The organism is Sphingobacterium sp. xlx-96 (genome assembly GCF_011007365.1).
Taxonomy (GTDB): domain Bacteria; phylum Bacteroidota; class Bacteroidia; order Sphingobacteriales; family Sphingobacteriaceae; genus Sphingobacterium; species Sphingobacterium luzhongxinii.
Map to the genome: position 1 here is coordinate 244,324 of NZ_WFKM01000007.1, position 17,395 is coordinate 261,718.

The 17,395-nt window shown below is 37.8% G+C and carries 17 protein-coding genes; 7 read left to right on the plus strand and 10 right to left on the minus strand.

What is annotated here, in order from left to right; translation table 11 throughout:
* Positions 1-149 precede the first annotated feature (149 nt).
* The 4 genes from G7B20_RS11205 to G7B20_RS11220 all read right to left on the minus strand — a co-directional run bounded on the left by G7B20_RS11205 (position 150) and on the right by G7B20_RS11220 (position 4,266).
* Positions 150-1,025, minus strand: a complete 876-nt coding sequence (locus G7B20_RS11205) for a rhomboid family intramembrane serine protease (protein ID WP_164111289.1) — start codon at positions 1,023-1,025, stop codon at positions 150-152.
* A gap of 50 nt (positions 1,026-1,075) precedes the next feature.
* A complete protein-coding gene (locus G7B20_RS11210) occupies positions 1,076-1,789 on the minus strand; it encodes a rhomboid family intramembrane serine protease (RefSeq protein WP_164111291.1) in 714 nt (237 codons plus the stop codon).
* 11 nt (positions 1,790-1,800) lie between these two features.
* Complete coding sequence (gene mutL, locus G7B20_RS11215; protein WP_164111293.1) at positions 1,801-3,675, minus strand: DNA mismatch repair endonuclease MutL; 1,875 nt, start codon at positions 3,673-3,675, stop codon at positions 1,801-1,803.
* 120 nt (positions 3,676-3,795) lie between these two features.
* Complete coding sequence (locus G7B20_RS11220; protein WP_164111295.1) at positions 3,796-4,266, minus strand: Lrp/AsnC ligand binding domain-containing protein; 471 nt, start codon at positions 4,264-4,266, stop codon at positions 3,796-3,798.
* 288 nt (positions 4,267-4,554) lie between these two features.
* On the opposite strand from G7B20_RS11220, the gene G7B20_RS11225 reads away from it, so the two are divergent.
* Positions 4,555-5,598 carry a hypothetical protein gene (locus G7B20_RS11225; RefSeq protein WP_164111297.1) on the plus strand — a complete coding sequence of 348 codons (1,044 nt, stop codon included), beginning with the start codon at positions 4,555-4,557 and terminating at the stop codon, positions 5,596-5,598.
* On the opposite strand, the gene ruvC is transcribed toward G7B20_RS11225, so the two are convergent.
* A complete protein-coding gene (ruvC, locus tag G7B20_RS11230; RefSeq protein WP_164111299.1) occupies positions 5,595-6,158 on the minus strand; it encodes a crossover junction endodeoxyribonuclease RuvC in 564 nt (187 codons plus the stop codon). The genes G7B20_RS11225 and ruvC overlap by 4 nt on opposite strands.
* 93 nt (positions 6,159-6,251) lie before the next feature.
* Here ruvC and G7B20_RS11235 point away from each other — a divergent pair, with 93 nt between their 5' ends.
* Positions 6,252-7,226, plus strand: a complete 975-nt coding sequence (locus G7B20_RS11235) for a lysylphosphatidylglycerol synthase domain-containing protein (RefSeq protein ID WP_164111301.1) — start codon at positions 6,252-6,254, stop codon at positions 7,224-7,226.
* A 49-nt stretch (positions 7,227-7,275) separates the two neighbouring features.
* On the plus strand, positions 7,276-8,340 hold the full coding sequence (locus G7B20_RS11240; protein ID WP_164111303.1) for a glycosyltransferase family 2 protein: 1,065 nt from the start codon (positions 7,276-7,278) through the stop codon (positions 8,338-8,340).
* Here G7B20_RS11240 and G7B20_RS11245 read toward each other — a convergent pair.
* Positions 8,337-9,074 (minus strand): 1-acyl-sn-glycerol-3-phosphate acyltransferase, encoded by a 738-nt coding sequence (locus tag G7B20_RS11245; protein WP_164111305.1) that lies wholly within the window; start codon positions 9,072-9,074, stop codon positions 8,337-8,339. The two genes, G7B20_RS11240 and G7B20_RS11245, sit on opposite strands and share 4 nt — an antisense overlap.
* A gap of 199 nt (positions 9,075-9,273) precedes the next feature.
* Between G7B20_RS11245 and G7B20_RS11250 the strand changes: the two genes are divergently transcribed.
* The 3 genes from G7B20_RS11250 to G7B20_RS11260 are packed head-to-tail and all read left to right on the plus strand — an operon-like array spanning position 9,274 to position 11,513.
* Positions 9,274-9,540 carry a DUF2089 family protein gene (locus G7B20_RS11250; protein WP_164111307.1) on the plus strand — a complete coding sequence of 89 codons (267 nt, stop codon included), beginning with the start codon at positions 9,274-9,276 and terminating at the stop codon, positions 9,538-9,540.
* Positions 9,533-10,144, plus strand: coding sequence for a hypothetical protein (locus G7B20_RS11255; protein WP_164111309.1), 612 nt, complete (start codon positions 9,533-9,535; stop codon positions 10,142-10,144). The genes G7B20_RS11250 and G7B20_RS11255 overlap by 8 nt, the downstream gene beginning before the upstream one ends.
* A 4-nt stretch (positions 10,145-10,148) precedes the next feature.
* Positions 10,149-11,513, plus strand: a complete 1,365-nt coding sequence (locus G7B20_RS11260) for an alpha/beta hydrolase family protein (RefSeq protein WP_164111311.1) — start codon at positions 10,149-10,151, stop codon at positions 11,511-11,513.
* Positions 11,514-11,542: 29 nt separating this feature from the next.
* Here the strand turns inward: G7B20_RS11260 and G7B20_RS11265 are convergent, their stop codons facing one another.
* Complete coding sequence (locus G7B20_RS11265) at positions 11,543-12,253, minus strand: SDR family NAD(P)-dependent oxidoreductase (protein WP_164111313.1); 711 nt, start codon at positions 12,251-12,253, stop codon at positions 11,543-11,545.
* Positions 12,253-13,182 carry a lysylphosphatidylglycerol synthase transmembrane domain-containing protein gene (locus G7B20_RS11270; RefSeq protein ID WP_164111315.1) on the minus strand — a complete coding sequence of 310 codons (930 nt, stop codon included), beginning with the start codon at positions 13,180-13,182 and terminating at the stop codon, positions 12,253-12,255. Before G7B20_RS11270 ends, G7B20_RS11265 begins: the two co-directional genes overlap by 1 nt.
* A gap of 421 nt (positions 13,183-13,603) precedes the next feature.
* On the opposite strand from G7B20_RS11270, the gene G7B20_RS11275 reads away from it, so the two are divergent.
* Complete coding sequence (locus G7B20_RS11275) at positions 13,604-14,170, plus strand: hypothetical protein (RefSeq protein WP_164111317.1); 567 nt, start codon at positions 13,604-13,606, stop codon at positions 14,168-14,170.
* Positions 14,171-14,224: 54 nt separating this feature from the next.
* Here the strand turns inward: G7B20_RS11275 and G7B20_RS11280 are convergent, their stop codons facing one another.
* Both G7B20_RS11280 and G7B20_RS11285 read right to left on the minus strand, forming a co-directional pair.
* Positions 14,225-15,403 (minus strand): trans-sulfuration enzyme family protein, encoded by a 1,179-nt coding sequence (locus tag G7B20_RS11280; protein WP_164111319.1) that lies wholly within the window; start codon positions 15,401-15,403, stop codon positions 14,225-14,227.
* A gap of 182 nt (positions 15,404-15,585) precedes the next feature.
* A complete protein-coding gene (locus G7B20_RS11285) occupies positions 15,586-17,076 on the minus strand; it encodes a catalase (RefSeq protein WP_164111321.1) in 1,491 nt (496 codons plus the stop codon).
* Between the last annotated feature and the right edge of the window lie 319 nt (positions 17,077-17,395).

The window sequence follows — 17,395 nt, forward strand, 5'->3', positions numbered from 1 at the left end:
GCCGAAAAAAGCAATGGGCCAAAATTGTTGAGGGTCAATGAAAGAGGCTGAATAGCTCAATAATAAAGCGATTATAGCAAGAATATTTGTAATAAATATCGTTCTGCTAAAATACCCAAGTCGTTTGCGGAAAAATGAGCGATTTGTCATTACTGATCCTGCTTACTGGCTTTAAAAAGCACCTCTTTCTCCTGCGAATTTAGACTTTCATAACCACTTATAGAAATTTTGTCCAGTATTTGATCAATAAGTTCTTGATTGGGTAAATCTGAATGGTGTCTTCTTTTTTCGACAATATGTTGTTGTTTTTGACCCTGTACGACTTTGAGATGCTGGCGTGGTTTACCTCTTTTGAAAAATTTGCTCCAATCATTTCCTTTTTGGAGTTGCCACATAAAACATATACCAAAACCGGCCATGAATAGATAAGCAACCGCTGTAACTGGATTACTTACCATCAGAAATCCAAACTCGAGCGCAAGATATATTAACGCTATTGTTTTCAACTTGACATTCCCAAAGATGAATAGACGTACCTCTAAATTGGGAACTAATATCGTCACACTGCTGATCAAGGCGGCTAATCCAAGTGCTGTAGTGTTCCAGTAAGCTGTTTGATTGGAGTAATAAGGCAATGAGCCTATCCCTAGAAAAACTAATCCACCCAGCAATATACCGCCTATAAATACAGTGAGAAACTGCCTGTTGTTTAGAAAGTTTAGAAAAATATTGCCAATCCAGTATAACCAAAGACAATCGAACAGAAGGTTAAAAATCCCTTGGTATAAAAACGCATGTGTTGCTATTGTCCATGGTTGTTGAATGAATGCCTTGAATGACATAGGGAGACTTAGGTGCTCATATGTCCATTTGAAAAGATCCAAAGATACGATTTCGTCAAATGTTAGTAGTTCGAAAATATGAAGTAAAACAAACATGAAAACCTGTCCCGTGATGATATAAGGGATAGGTGACGTGTTTTTATACGTGTCTCTAATAAATGATTTTAAGACATTTTCCTTCATGTCATTTTATTTATGTTATATGCCCTTTATCCTTGAAGCATCACCATTCGCTAATAATAACCCTTTTTTATCTTCCATGCTTTGATCAATATATAGCCAAATAATGCTCCACCAACATGGGCTAGATGGGCTATCGAAGAACCTGAATTGTTGAAGCCAAGATAAACTTCTATAAGAATATAAGCGCCGACAAAATATTTTGCCTTTATGGGTACCGGTATAAACATGAAATACAAAGGCATATTCGGGAATAAGTAGGCAAACGCAAGTAATAATCCGAATATTGCGCCGGAAGCACCTACCATGGGTGTTCCATAGATAGAGATTAAGGTGTCAAATTTGTCTTTGGTAAGAGGTAAAGAAGTAGATACACGGTCTTGTGCAAAGTCAAAATTAAGAAAGGTGCTCGCTCTCATATTTCCTGTTATCTGTTGTACCTCTACAGCCTGTACTCCGTACTGAAGAACTAATGCACCTAAAGCACAGATAAGATAATAATTTAAGAAACGTTTTGATCCAAACATGCGTTCGATAATTGGGCCAAACATAACCAATGCAAACATGTTAAAGAAAATATGGCTAAACCCACCATGCATAAACATATAGGTGATAGGTTGCCATACGTGGAAGAATGGAGAGTCGGGATAGTACACACCAAACCATCTGGTTGCGGGTTCAAAAATTAATGAACCTATGAAGCATATGATATTTATAATTAGTAGGTTTTTGACTACTGGCGTAAGGTTATCAAGTAAGTTATTCATCTATGCTTTCTTTAAATTTTGTTGAATTTTTCCATCAATTCCTGCAACGTGATAGTCACAATTGTAGGTTTTCCATGTATAGAAATATTAGGACTTTCACATGCAAATAGTGCATCGATCAAATCGGATATAGATTCGTTATCTAGTGGTGTGCCCGGTTTGATCGCGGCATTTTTAGCTAAGCTCCTCGCTAGGTTCTCTCTTTTTGTAAGGGTAAGTTGTGAGGCATTGTTTTTGTAATCCTCCAACAATTGATCGACAATTTTAGCTTCATTAACGTTAGTTCCAAGGTCAGCTGGAATTCCATCGATGATGTATGTTGTCTTTCCGAATGGTCGTAACTGAAAGCCTAATGTCTGAAGCTCAGGTAGAAGTTCGCCCATTAACGCGAAATCAGAAGCCGAAAGCTCAAGGGTACTCGGAAAAAGACTTTGTTGGCTTGAACCTTTGTTGTTTTCCAAATGTTCCTTGTACTGTTCAAATAAGATCCGTTCGTGGGCTGCTTGTTGATCGATAAGCATAAAACCCGAGTGAATTTGAGAAAGAATATACCTGTTGTGTAATTGAAAAAAGACCTTCTTGTTGTCACTGTTGGATTGAAATACCTCATCGGTATCGGGTTCTGCTGGAAGGAGCGGTAGTTGAATAGGATCTTCTTGTTCAGCAATTTGGTACAAGGTATCCCAATTTTGAGGTATCCCGATTTTTTTCTCTAGACCCTTGGAATAACTTTCTGCCCGGGAAGTTTTAGACAACGTAGAAGGTTCACTTCCTCCTTCAAATGGATTGAAGTTAGGATTGAATGATATCGTTGGCGCTTGGATTTCGTCGAGAGGCTTGGCTGAAATCAGGTTACTAAAGCTGGTCTCTTGGTTAAAATCAAGTGAAGGCGCTATATTATATCTGCCCAAAGAACGTTTGACTGCAGAACGTAGGATGGCATATATAGCTTTTTCATCCTCATATTTGATCTCCGTTTTTGTGGGGTGTACGTTGATATCAATCTTTGCTGGATCTATTTCAATAAACAAGACATAAAGCGGGAAACTATCAGCTGTCAACACCTCCTCATAGGCATTCATTATAGCATGATTCAAATAATGATCCTTGATGAATCTTTTGTTGACAAAGAAAAATTGTTCGCCCCTTGTTTTTTTTGCGTATTCTGGTTTTCCAATAAATCCTTGAATATTGATAATACTTGTTTCCTCTTCTACTGGGACTAGTTTTTGATTGTAGTTATTGCCAAATAGGTGAACAATTCGCTGTTTTAAGCTTCCTGGTGACAGATGAAAGATCTCATTATTATCGCTGTGGAGACTAAAAAATAGGCTTGGATTAGCTAGTGATATGCGCTGAAATTCATCTATTATATGACGCATTTCAACAGAATTACTTTTCAGAAAGTTTCGGCGGGCCGGGATGTTATAAAATAAATTTTTTATTGCGATGCTAGTTCCAGAGGGAAGAGCTTCAGGATGTTGATCAATAACTTTTGATCCTTCAATATTCACGATGGTACCTAGTTCGTCCTCTACACGTTTGGTCTTTAATTCTACTTGTGCTATCGCGGCAATTGAGGCCATAGCTTCGCCCCGAAAGCCCATTGTGCGAATTGCAAAAAGATCTTCCGCTTTTCGGATCTTACTGGTAGCGTGGCGTTCAAAACACAGACGGGCATCAGTTATACTCATTCCACAGCCATTGTCTATGACCTGAATTAATGTTTTTCCCGCATCTTTAACAATAAGCTTAATTCTATCTGCTCCAGCATCAATAGCATTTTCTATAAGTTCTTTCACTGCCGAAGCGGGTCTCTGAACCACTTCACCAGCTGCGATCTGATTGGCAACGGAATCTGGAAGTAATTGAATAATATCAGACATACGATGCGAAGTTACGAAAAAACCTTCATGTGTGATATCAATTATGGCTTTTAGCTGGCTAGTGCAAGCATTTTAACTTATGGCAGATGGTTGGTTGCGATCTGCCATAAGCTATTGTTATTATAAGGTGATTTGTCTCTTAATACTTTCTTCTAAAGAGATAATGGTTTCTGTCCGCTGGATCCCCTTAAGTCCCTGTATATCTTCATTAAGTACCTTACGAAGATGTGCGGTATCTTTACAGATTATTTTAGCAAACATACTGTATTGACCGGTACAGTAGTGTAATTCTACAACCTCTTTTACTTGTTTAAGTTGTTCTACTGCATCGACATACTGAGAGCCTTTTTCGAGATAAATGCCTAAAAAAGCTGTTATATCAAAACCGACTTTTTGAGGGTTAATGATTAAGTTAGAGCCGTGTATAATACCCAATTCCTCCATTTTTTTCATTCGGACATGAATAGTTCCACCGGAGACAATGAGTTTTTTTGCTATTTCTGTGTAAGGAATGGATGCATCTTCCATTAAAATGGATAAAATCTGAACGTCAAGATTATCTAAATCGTAATTTGAATAGTTTTTTTCCATAAAGTGTAAATTTATGCTTTTGTTTTATTGTTATCGTGTGTTTAAATGTATTATGAAGACTTTCTATAGCTTTTCCCATACCCATAAGATAGTTGAAAAAAATAGATTTATAAAAAGCTGTTTTTTTTAACTTCAATTTTTTTCAAAATTAATAACAAAAAATCATATTGTATTTTTATTTTTTAAAAAAAATGAATTGTATTTTGTAATATTTTAATAATATATCCATTTCTATAGGCTCACTCTTTTATTTATCTTTATAAAAATTAAAGATTTAAGTAGCTGTTTATGGAGATTGACGACGTAAAGATTTCGAGAAAGAAACCGCTGTTTTCTGTTGGACAGGGGCTATTAAAATACTTGAAAATGTATCAACGGGAAGCCAGGCTACCTATCTCGTACTATGATTTGCTGCATTTTCAAGAGACAGTTCCCGTGATGGATAAGTATGGGAATGATACCTTTTGGGAGACGCCTTTATATCCCCCCCATCTTCAGGATCAGCTATATGAAGGTCTTAAAGTTGTGTATGCTGTACTTAAGGCTTCGGGAAATACCCGTATTGTAGAACATAAAATCATTGATCGAATTGAGTACTGCGCTTTCGGAAATACAAAACCATTCCGGATACGTATCGTTAATAGACTTAATGACGTGTATGATTACTTTTATATAAAACAAGCTGATGCTTCTCGAATTTACGGTCTTGAATTGGAAGAAATCTTATCTCCAAATCAAGTCAACTATGTATACGATCGCGACACACTTGTCGAAGAGCATATCGTAGGTATTCCTGGGGATGTCTTTAGCAAAGATCGGATTCTGACACCTGATTATAATCAAACCCGCATAGCAAAGGAGTTTGTCAAGTTTAATGAGCGTTGTATCATCTCTTTGTTAGGCGATATGAGGGCTTACAATTTTGTCATGCAGATAACACCCGATTTTGATGATTTCCAGTTTCGCATAAGAGCGATCGACTTCGATCAGCAATTTTACGAAGGCAATCCAAAAGTATATATGCCTCAGTTTTTTAAAGAAAACTTTCCGTATGTCAAGTTATGTATAGAATATCTAAATGATAGAACGGTGCTGCAATATCAGCAAGAAGAGCGTTCTTCCATCGTACACCGCGTTCGTAGCGAAAGGCACCGCATAAAGGATTTAAGAGACGCTTCACAATCTCAACAACTCTCCAGTACGGAGAATATTCATCAATTAAGAGAAGGGTACGCTAAGTATTATGCAAATGAAAGTTACTTTAAGTGTGAGAGTATGACAGATATTGTAGAACTGAATGTTAAGAATGTAATCCGGCAGGTACAGCTCTAGCGTATTCGATCTTTATTATCTTTTATAAATGCCGACCAATCGGAATAACTTTTATTGCCTGTACTGCTATTTTGTTGAAAAGAATGACAGACAGCTACCGCAAGACCGTCGGTAGCATCTAGAAACTCAGGCGTTTCTTTGAAGCCTAATAAGTTTTGCAACATAGCAGCGACTTGTTCTTTGCTGGCACTTCCGTTTCCTGTTACAGATTGTTTTATTTTTCGTGGAGCATATTCAAAAATGGGTATATCCTGGCTCAGTGCAGCAGCCATTGCTACACCTTGTGCCCTGCCGAGCTTGAGCATTACTTGGATATTCTTTCCGTAAAATGGGGCTTCCAATGCTACACAGTCAGGTTTGTATTCTTGAATCAGAGCTAATGTTTTTTTAAATATACGTTGTAATTTAAGTCCGTGGTCATCGAGATGTCCCATTTTTATAACCCCAAGGGACTCCAATGTTATTTTTTTACCTACTTCTTTTATTATCCCATAGCCTAACACGATTGTTCCGGGATCTATCCCTAAGATAACTCGTTCTTTGGCTTTTTCTTTTTGCATACCTCAAAATTACGTAATTGCTCACTATCTTTTACCGAGTATTGACGTGTTTACGTAAAATATGCTTAAAATTGTGCTTTCTAATTTTTTGAATTGACAAAAGGACAACGAAAATATATTAATTACGGCATCAAGTTTGGTATTGTCGGTCTAGCAATATGGTTTATCATTAGCAAGGTCAGCAACCAACAAAACCTGTTTGAATTTACATCATTACTGAAGAGTATCCCTGCCACAACCATGTACATAACCCTTTGTGTGGTTGTTTTTTTTATGTTGTGCAACTGGTTTTTAGAGGTTGTGAAATGGCGATATTTGAGTCGAGGTCTGGAACAGTTAAGCTATTGGAAGGCCATTCAATCGGTGTTCTGTGGTTTGACCTGGGCTATATTTACACCCAATAGAATAGGTGAGTACGGGGGGCGTGTATTACTGTTAGAACCAAAGAATCGCGCTCAGGGAGCAGTGCTAATGGGAGTAGGGCTATTTGCGCAATTGGTTTTGACCAGTTTTTTTGGAGCGCTAAGTATCGCATGGTTTATTAGCGTTTTTATAGATGCGCCGACTTCTGTAATCTTTGCGGTATGGATGATTGCCATAATTTATGCTTTTGTATTTCTTTTGTTGTATTTCAATGTACATTGGGTCGATCAGCTCGTCGCTCGGGTAAAATGGCTACGTAAGGTAAGTCCATTTTTTTCTGTACTTAAAGATGTTCGTTTCAGGGATCTTCTTTATGTTCTGCTTCTCTCTTTGGCGAGGTTTATTATTTTTACTTCACAATATGTGATTCTCATGATGGTGATTTTGCCGGAAATACCATTGGTGTCTATGATTTTAATGATTTTTATTCTTTTCTTTGTGCAGGCAGCTGTACCGTCATTGGATATATTTGACTTCAGTGTCCGTAGTTTTGTCGCTAGCAATTTGTATGGTTATGTGACCACGCAAGAAATCGCGGTGATGGCCATCGTTTCTTGCATCTGGTTTGTTAATTTGATTTTGCCCGCAATTATTGGTTCTTTTTTTGTACTGAATGTTAATTATTTAAGTGATAATAATTCTTAATTCCGCTCTCGTTTTTTGTGCTATCATCTATGTCTCTCTCGTTCTTTACATGCGTAAAGGCTGGTCGCGTATCTCTTTTTTTGAGTCAAATAAATTAGTTCAGGAAAAAATTTCTGTACTGATTGCTGCACGAAACGAGGAGGAAAATATTGCGCGGACTATAGATTGTGTATTAAATCAGAATTTTCCAAGGGGAAATTTAGAACTTATTATTGTTGATGATCATTCTGTTGATCGTACAGCGGACATCGTAAGGTCATATTCGGATAGGGGCGTCAAGCTCTTGCAGCTTTCTGTTGGAGACAAGCTGAATTCCTACAAAAAATATGCTATTACTAAGGCTATAGAAATGTCTACGGGTGATATCATTGTGACGACAGATGCGGATTGTAGGATGGGAAAAAACTGGTTAAAAACAGTAGCGCAGTATTTCGAGACGAACAAAAGTTACTTGGTGTCATCCCCGGTGATGTATTCCGAAGAAAAGACCCATTTCGAGGAATTACAAACGTTGGAATTTATGTACCTCATTGGTTTGGGAGCAGCGGGCATCGGTAACAGCTCTCCAACCACTTGTAACGGAGCAAATCTTGCCTATAGAAAATCTGTTTTCTATGAAATGGACGGATTTAAAGGTATAGAGAATCTAGCTTCTGGGGATGACGAGCTTTTCTTACATAAAGTGGCTGCAAAATATGCAGACCGTATAGGCTTTTGTAAATCTAAAGAAGCAATTGTATATACCGATGCTAAACCTGATTTGAAGTCTTTTATTAGTCAACGGAAACGTTGGGCTTCAAAGAGTACGAAATATAAGGACAAGAAGGTTGTAGCACTAGGGGTTAGTATCTGGGCTTTCAATTTAGCCCTTTTGGTGTCATTGCTTCTTTTTTTCTTGCGTCTACCCGAATTTAATTGGATTCTTCTGACAGCTTTTGGGCTAAAGATTATTGTGGAATTTATTTTTATGGTGCCAATCACCTCTTTCATGGGGAGAAGGGACCTGTTAAAGTTTGTTCCGATGTTATCGATTGTTCATAGTTTCTATATCGTATACATTGGTATCGCAGGTAATTCTGGTAAATACGATTGGAAAGGGAGACAGGTGAATTAGTTTTCTACCTTTTCCCTGATTATATCTTCTGCTTTTTTAACGATCTCTTCTGCTGTCAGCCCTTCTGTTTGGACGGGAGGTAATACTTCCCAAGAGATGTTAATGAATGGTTGCAAAGGGAACATGCCGTATTGAACCATCTTATAAGAACCCCTAATCGCTATCGGCACGACTAGTGCATGTGGGTTTTTCTTTAACAAAGTCGCAATCCCTCCTATAGAAAAACTTTTCATTTTGCCGTTCTTGGTACGAGTACCTTCTGGAAATATCACTGCTGACCAATTTTTCTGTTTCATATTGTTCGCTAACTTCAATATTTCAGAAATAGACTGTTTGGAGTCTTTTCGGTCGATATTGGCTGCTCCTCCGTGGAGCAAGTTGAAGGAAATACTCGGAATTCCAGCTTGTGCAAGCTCAATCTTTGAAATAAACTTTGCATGGTGTTTCCTCAAATGATAAATCATGGCTGGTATATCGAACATACTCTGATGATTGGCAACAAAGATAATCGGTATATCTGTGGGCAGTTTCTCCTGACCGGTGAATCGTACGTTATTGAATAAAGTATAATTGCAAGCTGTAAGGAAAAAATTCAAAATATCAACACTCTTTTTATGCGCTGAATAACCACCTAGTTTAAGGCATAGCCATTGAATAGGATGGAAGATTAAAAGGAGCACCGAAAAACAGAGATAAAAAATAGGTGTGAGGAAATATCCAATAATTTTTTTCATACAAAAAGTAAAGCAGCAAACTTAGATAAATTAGTGCTTATATGCAATATTATACTGTAGCTTGGGAACTGTACTGCGCCTCTTTAAATTTTTATTTAACGGATGTTTTGATTGTTTTTTTAATTTATTTAAATTTATTTTTAATAATGTTTATTTTTGATTTGATTATATTTATTTTTGAATTGTTTGTTTTGTCCCGATGAAGTTACCTATACGTTGTCCCAGTTGTGAAGAAAGGCTGAAAGTCGCCAAATTAACTTGTTCTACCTGTAATACGGAAGTTTCCGGCGTTTATGAACTACCTGTATTAATGCAGCTTGATAAAGAAGAACAAGATTTTGTCATGGAGTTTTTGTTGAGTTCGGGTAGTATAAAAGAGATGGCGGGTAAGTTGGGAAAAAGCTATCCTACCGTCCGTAATCGGTTAGATGATTTGATTATGAAAATCAATGATTTAAATGTTTAAATATAGCGCTATTATAAAAAAGATGATGGATATTTTGAATCCTTTTGTGAACAATTCAGAGAAGAAGTTACTTCTGATTGGACTTTTCTGTTTCATGTTGAGCGTTTGTATAACTAATTACAACGATATATTGATGCTGGGAGCCTTAAAGATTGTAAACGCAAAACCGAAGCTTTGGTATATCTCTCTTTATAATTTAAGTGTGACTGTACTTAGCAATGCGCTGTTACTGTACCTTTTTGCTATCTTGAAATTTTCCAAAACACGATTTGTAGATGTATTAAATACCGTATTAATTGCGCACATTGCCATGTTTCTGTTGCTTCTGGTTTCCGTGACCCCTATTGTCGCGGATTTCTTGAAATCAATGGAGTTTTTAGTTTTGGAACATATAGACAATCCTACTGCACTTCCCAAGGATAAAGTACTTTTGATGGTGGTTTTTGGCGCGTTCTCTATCGGATGTCTGGTTCTTTTTTTTACGTTATTGGTAAAAGGAATGAAAATTGCAATAAATAGTAAAAAGCAGTCGGATACTATTGTGATAGTTCTGTTAGTTCTTATTTGGAATACCGCATTACAGTTTTTAAATATATATCAATAAATTAATGAAGAGAATTGTTGTTTTATGCATTCTATTTTTTCAGTCTTGCATAGGTTTTTCGCAGACTTATGAGGGTAGTTGGCAAGGAGAACTTCGTTTTGGAAGTGCCACGTTACCTTTTATTTTGAATTTACAGCAGTCCGATGGTCAGTGGAAAGTAACTGCAGATAGTCCCAAACAGGGGGTTCGTGGAATTCCCGGCGACGTGGACGTCAAGGGGGATTCTATTTTTGTCCAGCTGCAAGGCGGGATAAAGGTTATGGGGAGATTGTGTGGCCCTGATAGTATTAAAACTACCTTTGCACAAAATGGGGCTGAATTGCCACTTATCCTTGTTCGCAAAAATGGAAATGATAAAGCAATAAAAGCATTTAAGCGTCCACAGGAGCCCAAACCTCCTTATGGCTACGATACATTGGATGTGGAAATTAAAAATGACTATGATAAAATAGCACTAGCGGGTACGCTGACTTTTCCCAAGAAAAATGGGCGTTATCCAGCTGTTGTGTTGTTGACAGGATCTGGGCCGCAAAATAGAAATGAGGCGCTTTTTGGACATGAACCATTCAAGGTGTTAGCCGATTATTTGACGAAGCAAGGGATTGTAGTATTACGTTATGATGATCGTGGGGTAGGAAAGAGTACAGGAGTGTTTGAGACAAGTACGATTGAAAATTTTAGTAAAGATGCTATTGCGGCACTGGCATTTTTGAAAAGGCAAAAGCAAGTTGATATTCAAAAGATAGGCATTATAGGTCACAGTGAAGGCGGGCTGATCGCACAATTACTTGCGGGGCAGCGATTGCCTGATTTGTCTTTTATAGTTTCTCTTGCGGGACCCGCAATTGCTATTGACGATCTTATGGTTGCACAATTGTATGCGATAGGAAAGGCGAATGGGATGTCCGATTTGAATCTTGAAGTAGCCAAACAGATCAATATAAAGAACTTTGAAGTGGTGAAGGGAGATTTAGATACAAGAACTGCCTATGAGACATTAATGAAGAATTTGGGTATTACATCTGAAAATCAGCAAAATGCCCAAATGCGAACAGAATTAATGACTATGCTGGCGCCTGCTTACCGTTATTTCCTTCGTATAGAACCTGAAAAATATATAAGCAAGATCAATGTACCTGTTTTTGCAGCATTTGGGTCCTTGGATGTGCAAGTACCTGCGGACGTAAACCTGAAGAGTTTATTCGACCTGTTGCCGCCAAATAAGAAAAATGTATTAAAAGAATACGACGGGCTGAATCATCTTTTTCAAAAAGCTAAAACCGGTCGTGTGGATGAATATGTTGAGATAGAAGAAACGATGAATATACAGGTATTGCAGGATATAGCAACCTGGATAAAGGGATTGTAAAATAAAAAGGAGCTTTTAAAGCTCCTTTTTTATGGTGTTGTATTTGCTACCGGGAGTATTTTTCCATTATAGTATTTTGCGCCATTTTGGGCAAATTCAGCTACATAACGTCCCATTTCAAAAGCTAAGGTTCCAGCTTCAGCATCAGGGAAGGCTGCTTCAAACATCTCCGTTTGTGAAGAACCCAATGCAAGACAATTAACCTTAATCCCTTTTTCTTTAAACTCTTCTGCAAGACACTCTGTCAATACAGCGAGTGCTGCTTTGCTGGTAGAATAAGCGCTCAAGCCTGGGAATTTTGCAGATCCTTGAAAACCACCCATGCTACTGATATTTACAATATGCCCCCCATCGGTCATCAAAGGGACAACATGTTTGATCATATTTATATGTCCCAATAAATTGCTCTGCAGCATTTGCGCAAAGTCTTCGGCAGAACTCTCTAAAAATGGTTTGTTAATTAATGCTCCAGCATTATTGATTAGTATGTCGACTTTTTCAAACTTCGATTTTATAAATGGAACCAAAGACTCGGGGTAATTATCATACACAATGTCAAATTGTGCAGGGTATAGTTTCCCACCGTCGTGATTTAAAGACGAAGCAATTTCATGCAGCTTACGCAATTTATCTGCAGATCGAGCCAGTGCGATTACATTATTTTCTTTTTTTGCAGTGAGGTCTAGTACCGCTTCAAAGCCGATACCACTACTGGCACCTGTAATTATAATATTTGCCATTATGCGTTTTCTTCTAAAGTTTCTTTGTCAATTTCTTTTTCCACTTCCGCTGCGGAAGGTAGCCTGTCAGCACCTAATCGTTGTGGCCTGATGATATAGTATATTCCTGAGCAGGCAACAACTAGTGAAATAATATAAAAAAACAAGCTTAATAATACGCCTGTATGTTGTTCTATTTGAAAATATCCAGTTCCGTAAATAAATACGAGTTCGCGCAATCCAACTCCGCCTCCAATAGAAGGGATAATGGCAACCAAGGAAGAAACCAGAAATATAAGTAGGTAAGGTGAGAATTTGCCGTCAAAATTAAGCGAGTATAATATAAGAATCGCTGTAATGACTTGAAATCCCTGAGCAGCTAAAGCCTTAACGTGTGTTTGGAGGAATCTCCTAGCAAAATCTTTAAAAAAGGAATGTAAAAAGAAATAATAACTTCCGGTGCCTACAAATGCAGCTGTAATCGTAACGTAATTGGGGATTGCTAATCTGGGCATGAAAACTATCAACGCACAGATAATGACAGCGAGTGCCCAAAGGCCGCTAAGACGATCGAAAAAGATTGCACTTAGTAACTTTCTCCCCTTTATTTGATGTGCTTTCTTTAAGAAATAGATCTTGTACCCATCTCCACCGATTCCGCCTGGTAAGAAAAAATTATATAAAAGCCCTAGCTGGTATAATCTAAGATTGTATCGCTCACTTAGATTTAATTTTATGGTTTTAAAAAAGGAATTTAATCTAGATGAGGCTATCAAAATAGAGATTGAATAACTGCATATTGCCAGGAAAAGATACCACCAGTCACAGTCTATCAAAGCCTTTTTAAGTTCATGGAAATCAATTTTCCTTGAAACCCAATATAGCGCGCCGGACGTTACTATAATTTTAAATATATTCTTTGCAACATTTTGTGCGTTCTTATTCTTCATGTAAAATCACTTTTTGATTTTTATAATTAGTATTGGTTCTCTTTATAATAGCGGATAAATTCTAAAATATAGTAAAATAAGATAGACTATTAAAAAGATACAGGAAAGTGAAAATAGCCAATTGACATCACCATGTATAAATTTGTGTTTCAAGACAAGGAATAGAAGCACAAATACGATTATAAACAATACAATCGGGAATGCTATAGACCACATGTTCTCAAAATGTACAGTAGAAGCCATTTGTTCTCCCTTTGCAAAATAGAGATAAATGGAAAATGCTAGGATAATAATAAGTAAGCGAACTAAAGTTTTAGCTACTATTCTACTTATGGTATGATTTTTGGATGCCATCGCTGATTAAGATATCAAGTTTTATATCTTTGCAAATATACATCATAGATTACTTAATAATTATATTATGCGTAAACGTATTCTTTCCCTGTTGTCACTTTTTACAGTGATTATGTTGGTCACTTCATGTGGAGCTCAGAAAAAAGGAGCATCAAACGTCAATAATGGTTCTTCTGCGACTGCATCAACCGGACCATCTGCTTCGCAATGGCGCTCGGGAGTTAAGGGGACCTGGGTTTTAAATTCGGTGACTCGTCAAGATATACCAGATTCATATACGATCAAAAATATTTTCGACGAAGCTCCTGTTGAATGTTTTATCGGCAGTGTGTGGCATTTGCCGGGAGGTAATTATAGAGGAAGTATATCATTTAATTCATCAGGTACACTGTGTGCAGATGGTGCTGTCCGTACTATTATCTGGTCTATCTATGATCCAGGGAAAATGGGGGGTGAACCAGAATTTCAATTCAAAAAGTTATACGCAGGTGATAAGGCTGCAAACGTGACGAGTGGATATAGATTAGGTTTATCTTTTGCAGACCAAGAATCGATGGTGTTGAAAATGCCAATCCCTTTGGATAACGGTTCAAAAGGACATCTTGTTTTTAATTTTTCAAAAAGAGCAGATTAACCAATATAAAATAAAAGGCATGATGATCCACCAATTGGTGGATCATCATGCCTTTTATTTTATCAGCGATTTACTTATCGCCTGTAGAATATCTTCGATAATGTCTTCTTTGTCTTCGAGTCCAACAGAGAGACGGATAGTGCCAGGCTTAATTCCTAAATTCTCGCGTTCTGCTTCTGTTAGTTTAGAATGTGTTGTTGAGCCAGGGTGCGTCGCAATGGTCCTTGAGTCGCCTAAGTTCGACGTGTACAAGATCATTTCCAAAGCGTCAATAAATTCAAAGGCACGTTCTTTGCCTCCCTTCACTTCAAAAGTGACGATACCGCCACCTGCTTTCATCTGTTTTTGTGCCAATGTGTATTGCGGGTGAGATGGCAGAAATGGATACTTTACCGTTTCTATTTCAGGGTGCTTTTCCAGAACCTCCGCTACAGCCAATGCATTAGAACAATGTCTATCCATACGGAGACCTAAGGTTTCTAGACTTTTGGACAATACCCATGCATTGAAAGGCGACATTGCTGGTCCTGTGTGACGGATAAAGAACATGAGTTTATTCATTAACGTCGTGTTTCCAACAATTACCCCACCTAATACGCGTCCTTGTCCATCCATGTATTTGGTCGCTGAATGTATGGAGAGATCAAAACCATATTTTAAGGGTTTTTGAAGATACGGCGTGGCAAAGCAATTATCTATCGAGAAAATGATATTTGGATACTTTGCTTTTAGTGTACCTAGTTGCTCTAAATCATATAACTCGAGCCCTGGGTTAGAAGGTGATTCCAGAAAAAGTATTTTTGTGTTGGGTTGTATTGCATTTTCCCATACGCTAATGTCTGCACTATCTACATAAGTTGTTGTGACTCCCCATCTTGGTAATAGCTGGGTCAATAACTGATGTGTGGAACCAAAAATCGCCCGGCTGGATACAATATGATCGCCATTTTCAACGAATGCTGCAAAGGAAGCAAAAACGGCAGCCATTCCAGAAGAAAAAGCTAATCCGGATTCGGCAGACTCCAGTGCGCATACCCTGTTTATAAATTCCGAAGTATTTGGATTAGCATAACGAGAATAAACCATCCCTTCCTCTTCTTCTGCAAAAATAGCTCGACCTTGCTCTGCGTTGTCAAATATAAAGCTTGAGGTCAAATAAAGTGGGACAGAGTGTTCTCTTGTAGCGGAACGAGGTGCCTGTTCTCTGATTATTCGGGATTGATCTTTTTTCATCCGTATACAATTATTTCATGATCCGACAGCTGGCGGATCGGTTTGTTTTTTAGGTGATGAAGCTACTATGATCCTCCAATAGGAGAACCATGGTAGCTTCATCAATTTTTTTATAAAAATAAAACCTATTTGCTGCTTATACAAAAAAAAGCTACCTTTTTAGTAGCTTTTTTTTGTGTTTTTTATTTGGGCATGTATTCACTTAGTTTGTCCATGGAAAAACCTAATCCCTTGGCGACTCCCATACCTAGATTCATATCTGCTCGAAACCAATGGCATAATTGACGCATCACAATTTCATCACGTTTAGGGCCTTCAATTCCAGACATAGCACCTACAATGTTTCCAATTAAATGACTTTTTTGTTCTTGATCTAACAAACGGTAAAGATCTCCTGGTTGGGTATAATGATCATCGTCATTTGCATTTCTGTCATAATGATCAGCAATAGGGCTGTCTAGGTGTAGAGCTGGTTCAGCATATTCCCGAGCTTCACGACTCTCGTCAAATGAATTAGGGAAGTAATTTGGTGAAGAGGCACCGTTTCCGTCTACGCGCATGTATCCGTCACGTTGATAGTTGTTTACCATGAATGGGCATCTATTAACAGGAATCTGTTCAAAATTGGCTCCCAAACGATAGCGGTGCGCATCTGGATAAGATAAAATTCTCCCTTGCAACATTTTGTCAGGAGAGAAAGAAATTCCGTCTACGACATGAGCTGGTGCAAATGCTGCTTGTTCTACGTGTGCGAAATAGTTGTCAGGATTTTCATTAAGTTCGAGTACACCAACTTCGATCAGTGGATAATCTTTTTGAGACCATACCTTTGTCAGATCAAATGGATTCCAACGGAAAGTTTTTGTTTGTTCGTCCGTCATCACCTGGATATACAGTTTCCATTTTGGAAAGTCTCCCTTCTCAATGGCAGTGTGAAGATCCCGTTGTGCATAGTCCATATCCTCTGCTCTCATTTGATCAGCCTCGGCACCCGTAAGGTTTTTGATCCCCTGTTGTGTGCGGAAGTGAAATTTTACAAATACTTTTTCGTTATTCGAATTGATCATGGAAAAAGTATGTGAGCCGTACCCATGCATATGTCGGTATCCAAAAGGAGTTCCACGATCAGACATCAGGATAGTCACTTGATGAAGAGATTCAGGATTTAATGACCAAAAATCCCACATCATTGTAGCCGATTTACAGTTCGTGTATGGATCTCTTTTTTGCGTATGAATAAAGTCCGGAAATTTACGTGGGTCTTTGATAAAGAAAACAGGGGTATTGTTGCCCACTAAATCATAGTTCCCGTCTTCAGTATAAAATTTCATTGCAAAACCACGTGGGTCACGCTCGGAGTCAGCAGATCCTCTTTCGCCGCCCACGGTGGAAAATCGTAAAAAGACACGTGTTTCTTTACCGATCTGGTTTAGGAATTTGGCTTTTGTGTATCTTGAAATATCATGAGTTACCGTAAAAGTTCCATAGGCCCCCGAACCTTTTGCATGAACGATACGTTCCGGGATTCGTTCTCTGTTGAAGTGAGCTAATTTCTCGTGAAGAAAAAAGTCCTGTAACAAAATTGGACCTCTTGGGCCAGCAGTCATAGAATCCTGATAAAATGGCACCGGATTGCCTGACGCGGTAGTAATTTTTTTCTTGTTCTCTTCCATAGCTGTTTATATTATATATAATAAATATCTTAACGTTGATTTTGTTTCCAAAATTATACGAAAATATTGGTAAGTTCCCATCGTTAAAAATGATGTCGTATAGTTAAACTTTATAGTTGGGTTGTTTTTTTATTAATTTTCAGTATAGGTTGCTGACGGTAAATTCACCGATATATAGTATCTTTATGTACGAAACCTAAATCGTTTAATTTGAAATATCCAGTAGCAGAACTGTACATCCACGAATGAACATACTTAGTTCGTGAGCTCGTTATACTCGGTTTGGATATTCCATCTCGACTAGTCGGGACAAGTTAAT

What these genes read in the sequence shown, in the direction of transcription:
- G7B20_RS11265 (WP_164111313.1), bottom strand. Translation starts at nt 12,253, where the DNA reads ATGGCAAATATTATAATTACAGGTGCCAGTAGTGGTATCGGCTTTGAA.
- G7B20_RS11260 (WP_164111311.1), top strand. Translation starts at nt 10,149, where the DNA reads ATGAAGAGAATTGTTGTTTTATGCATTCTATTTTTTCAGTCTTGCATA.
- mutL (WP_164111293.1), bottom strand. Translation starts at nt 3,675, where the DNA reads ATGTCTGATATTATTCAATTACTTCCAGATTCCGTTGCCAATCAGATC.
- G7B20_RS11255 (WP_164111309.1), top strand. Translation starts at nt 9,533, where the DNA reads ATGTTTAAATATAGCGCTATTATAAAAAAGATGATGGATATTTTGAAT.
- G7B20_RS11270 (WP_164111315.1), bottom strand. Translation starts at nt 13,182, where the DNA reads ATGAAGAATAAGAACGCACAAAATGTTGCAAAGAATATATTTAAAATT.
- G7B20_RS11245 (WP_164111305.1), bottom strand. Translation starts at nt 9,074, where the DNA reads ATGAAAAAAATTATTGGATATTTCCTCACACCTATTTTTTATCTCTGT.
- G7B20_RS11275 (WP_164111317.1), top strand. Translation starts at nt 13,604, where the DNA reads ATGCGTAAACGTATTCTTTCCCTGTTGTCACTTTTTACAGTGATTATG.
- G7B20_RS11205 (WP_164111289.1), bottom strand. Translation starts at nt 1,025, where the DNA reads ATGAAGGAAAATGTCTTAAAATCATTTATTAGAGACACGTATAAAAAC.
- G7B20_RS11240 (WP_164111303.1), top strand. Translation starts at nt 7,276, where the DNA reads ATGCGTAAAGGCTGGTCGCGTATCTCTTTTTTTGAGTCAAATAAATTA.
- G7B20_RS11210 (WP_164111291.1), bottom strand. Translation starts at nt 1,789, where the DNA reads ATGAATAACTTACTTGATAACCTTACGCCAGTAGTCAAAAACCTACTA.
- G7B20_RS11220 (WP_164111295.1), bottom strand. Translation starts at nt 4,266, where the DNA reads ATGGAAAAAAACTATTCAAATTACGATTTAGATAATCTTGACGTTCAG.
- G7B20_RS11280 (WP_164111319.1), bottom strand. Translation starts at nt 15,403, where the DNA reads ATGAAAAAAGATCAATCCCGAATAATCAGAGAACAGGCACCTCGTTCC.
- ruvC (WP_164111299.1), bottom strand. Translation starts at nt 6,158, where the DNA reads ATGCAAAAAGAAAAAGCCAAAGAACGAGTTATCTTAGGGATAGATCCC.
- G7B20_RS11250 (WP_164111307.1), top strand. Translation starts at nt 9,274, where the DNA reads ATGAAGTTACCTATACGTTGTCCCAGTTGTGAAGAAAGGCTGAAAGTC.
- G7B20_RS11285 (WP_164111321.1), bottom strand. Translation starts at nt 17,076, where the DNA reads ATGGAAGAGAACAAGAAAAAAATTACTACCGCGTCAGGCAATCCGGTG.
- G7B20_RS11225 (WP_164111297.1), top strand. Translation starts at nt 4,555, where the DNA reads ATGGAGATTGACGACGTAAAGATTTCGAGAAAGAAACCGCTGTTTTCT.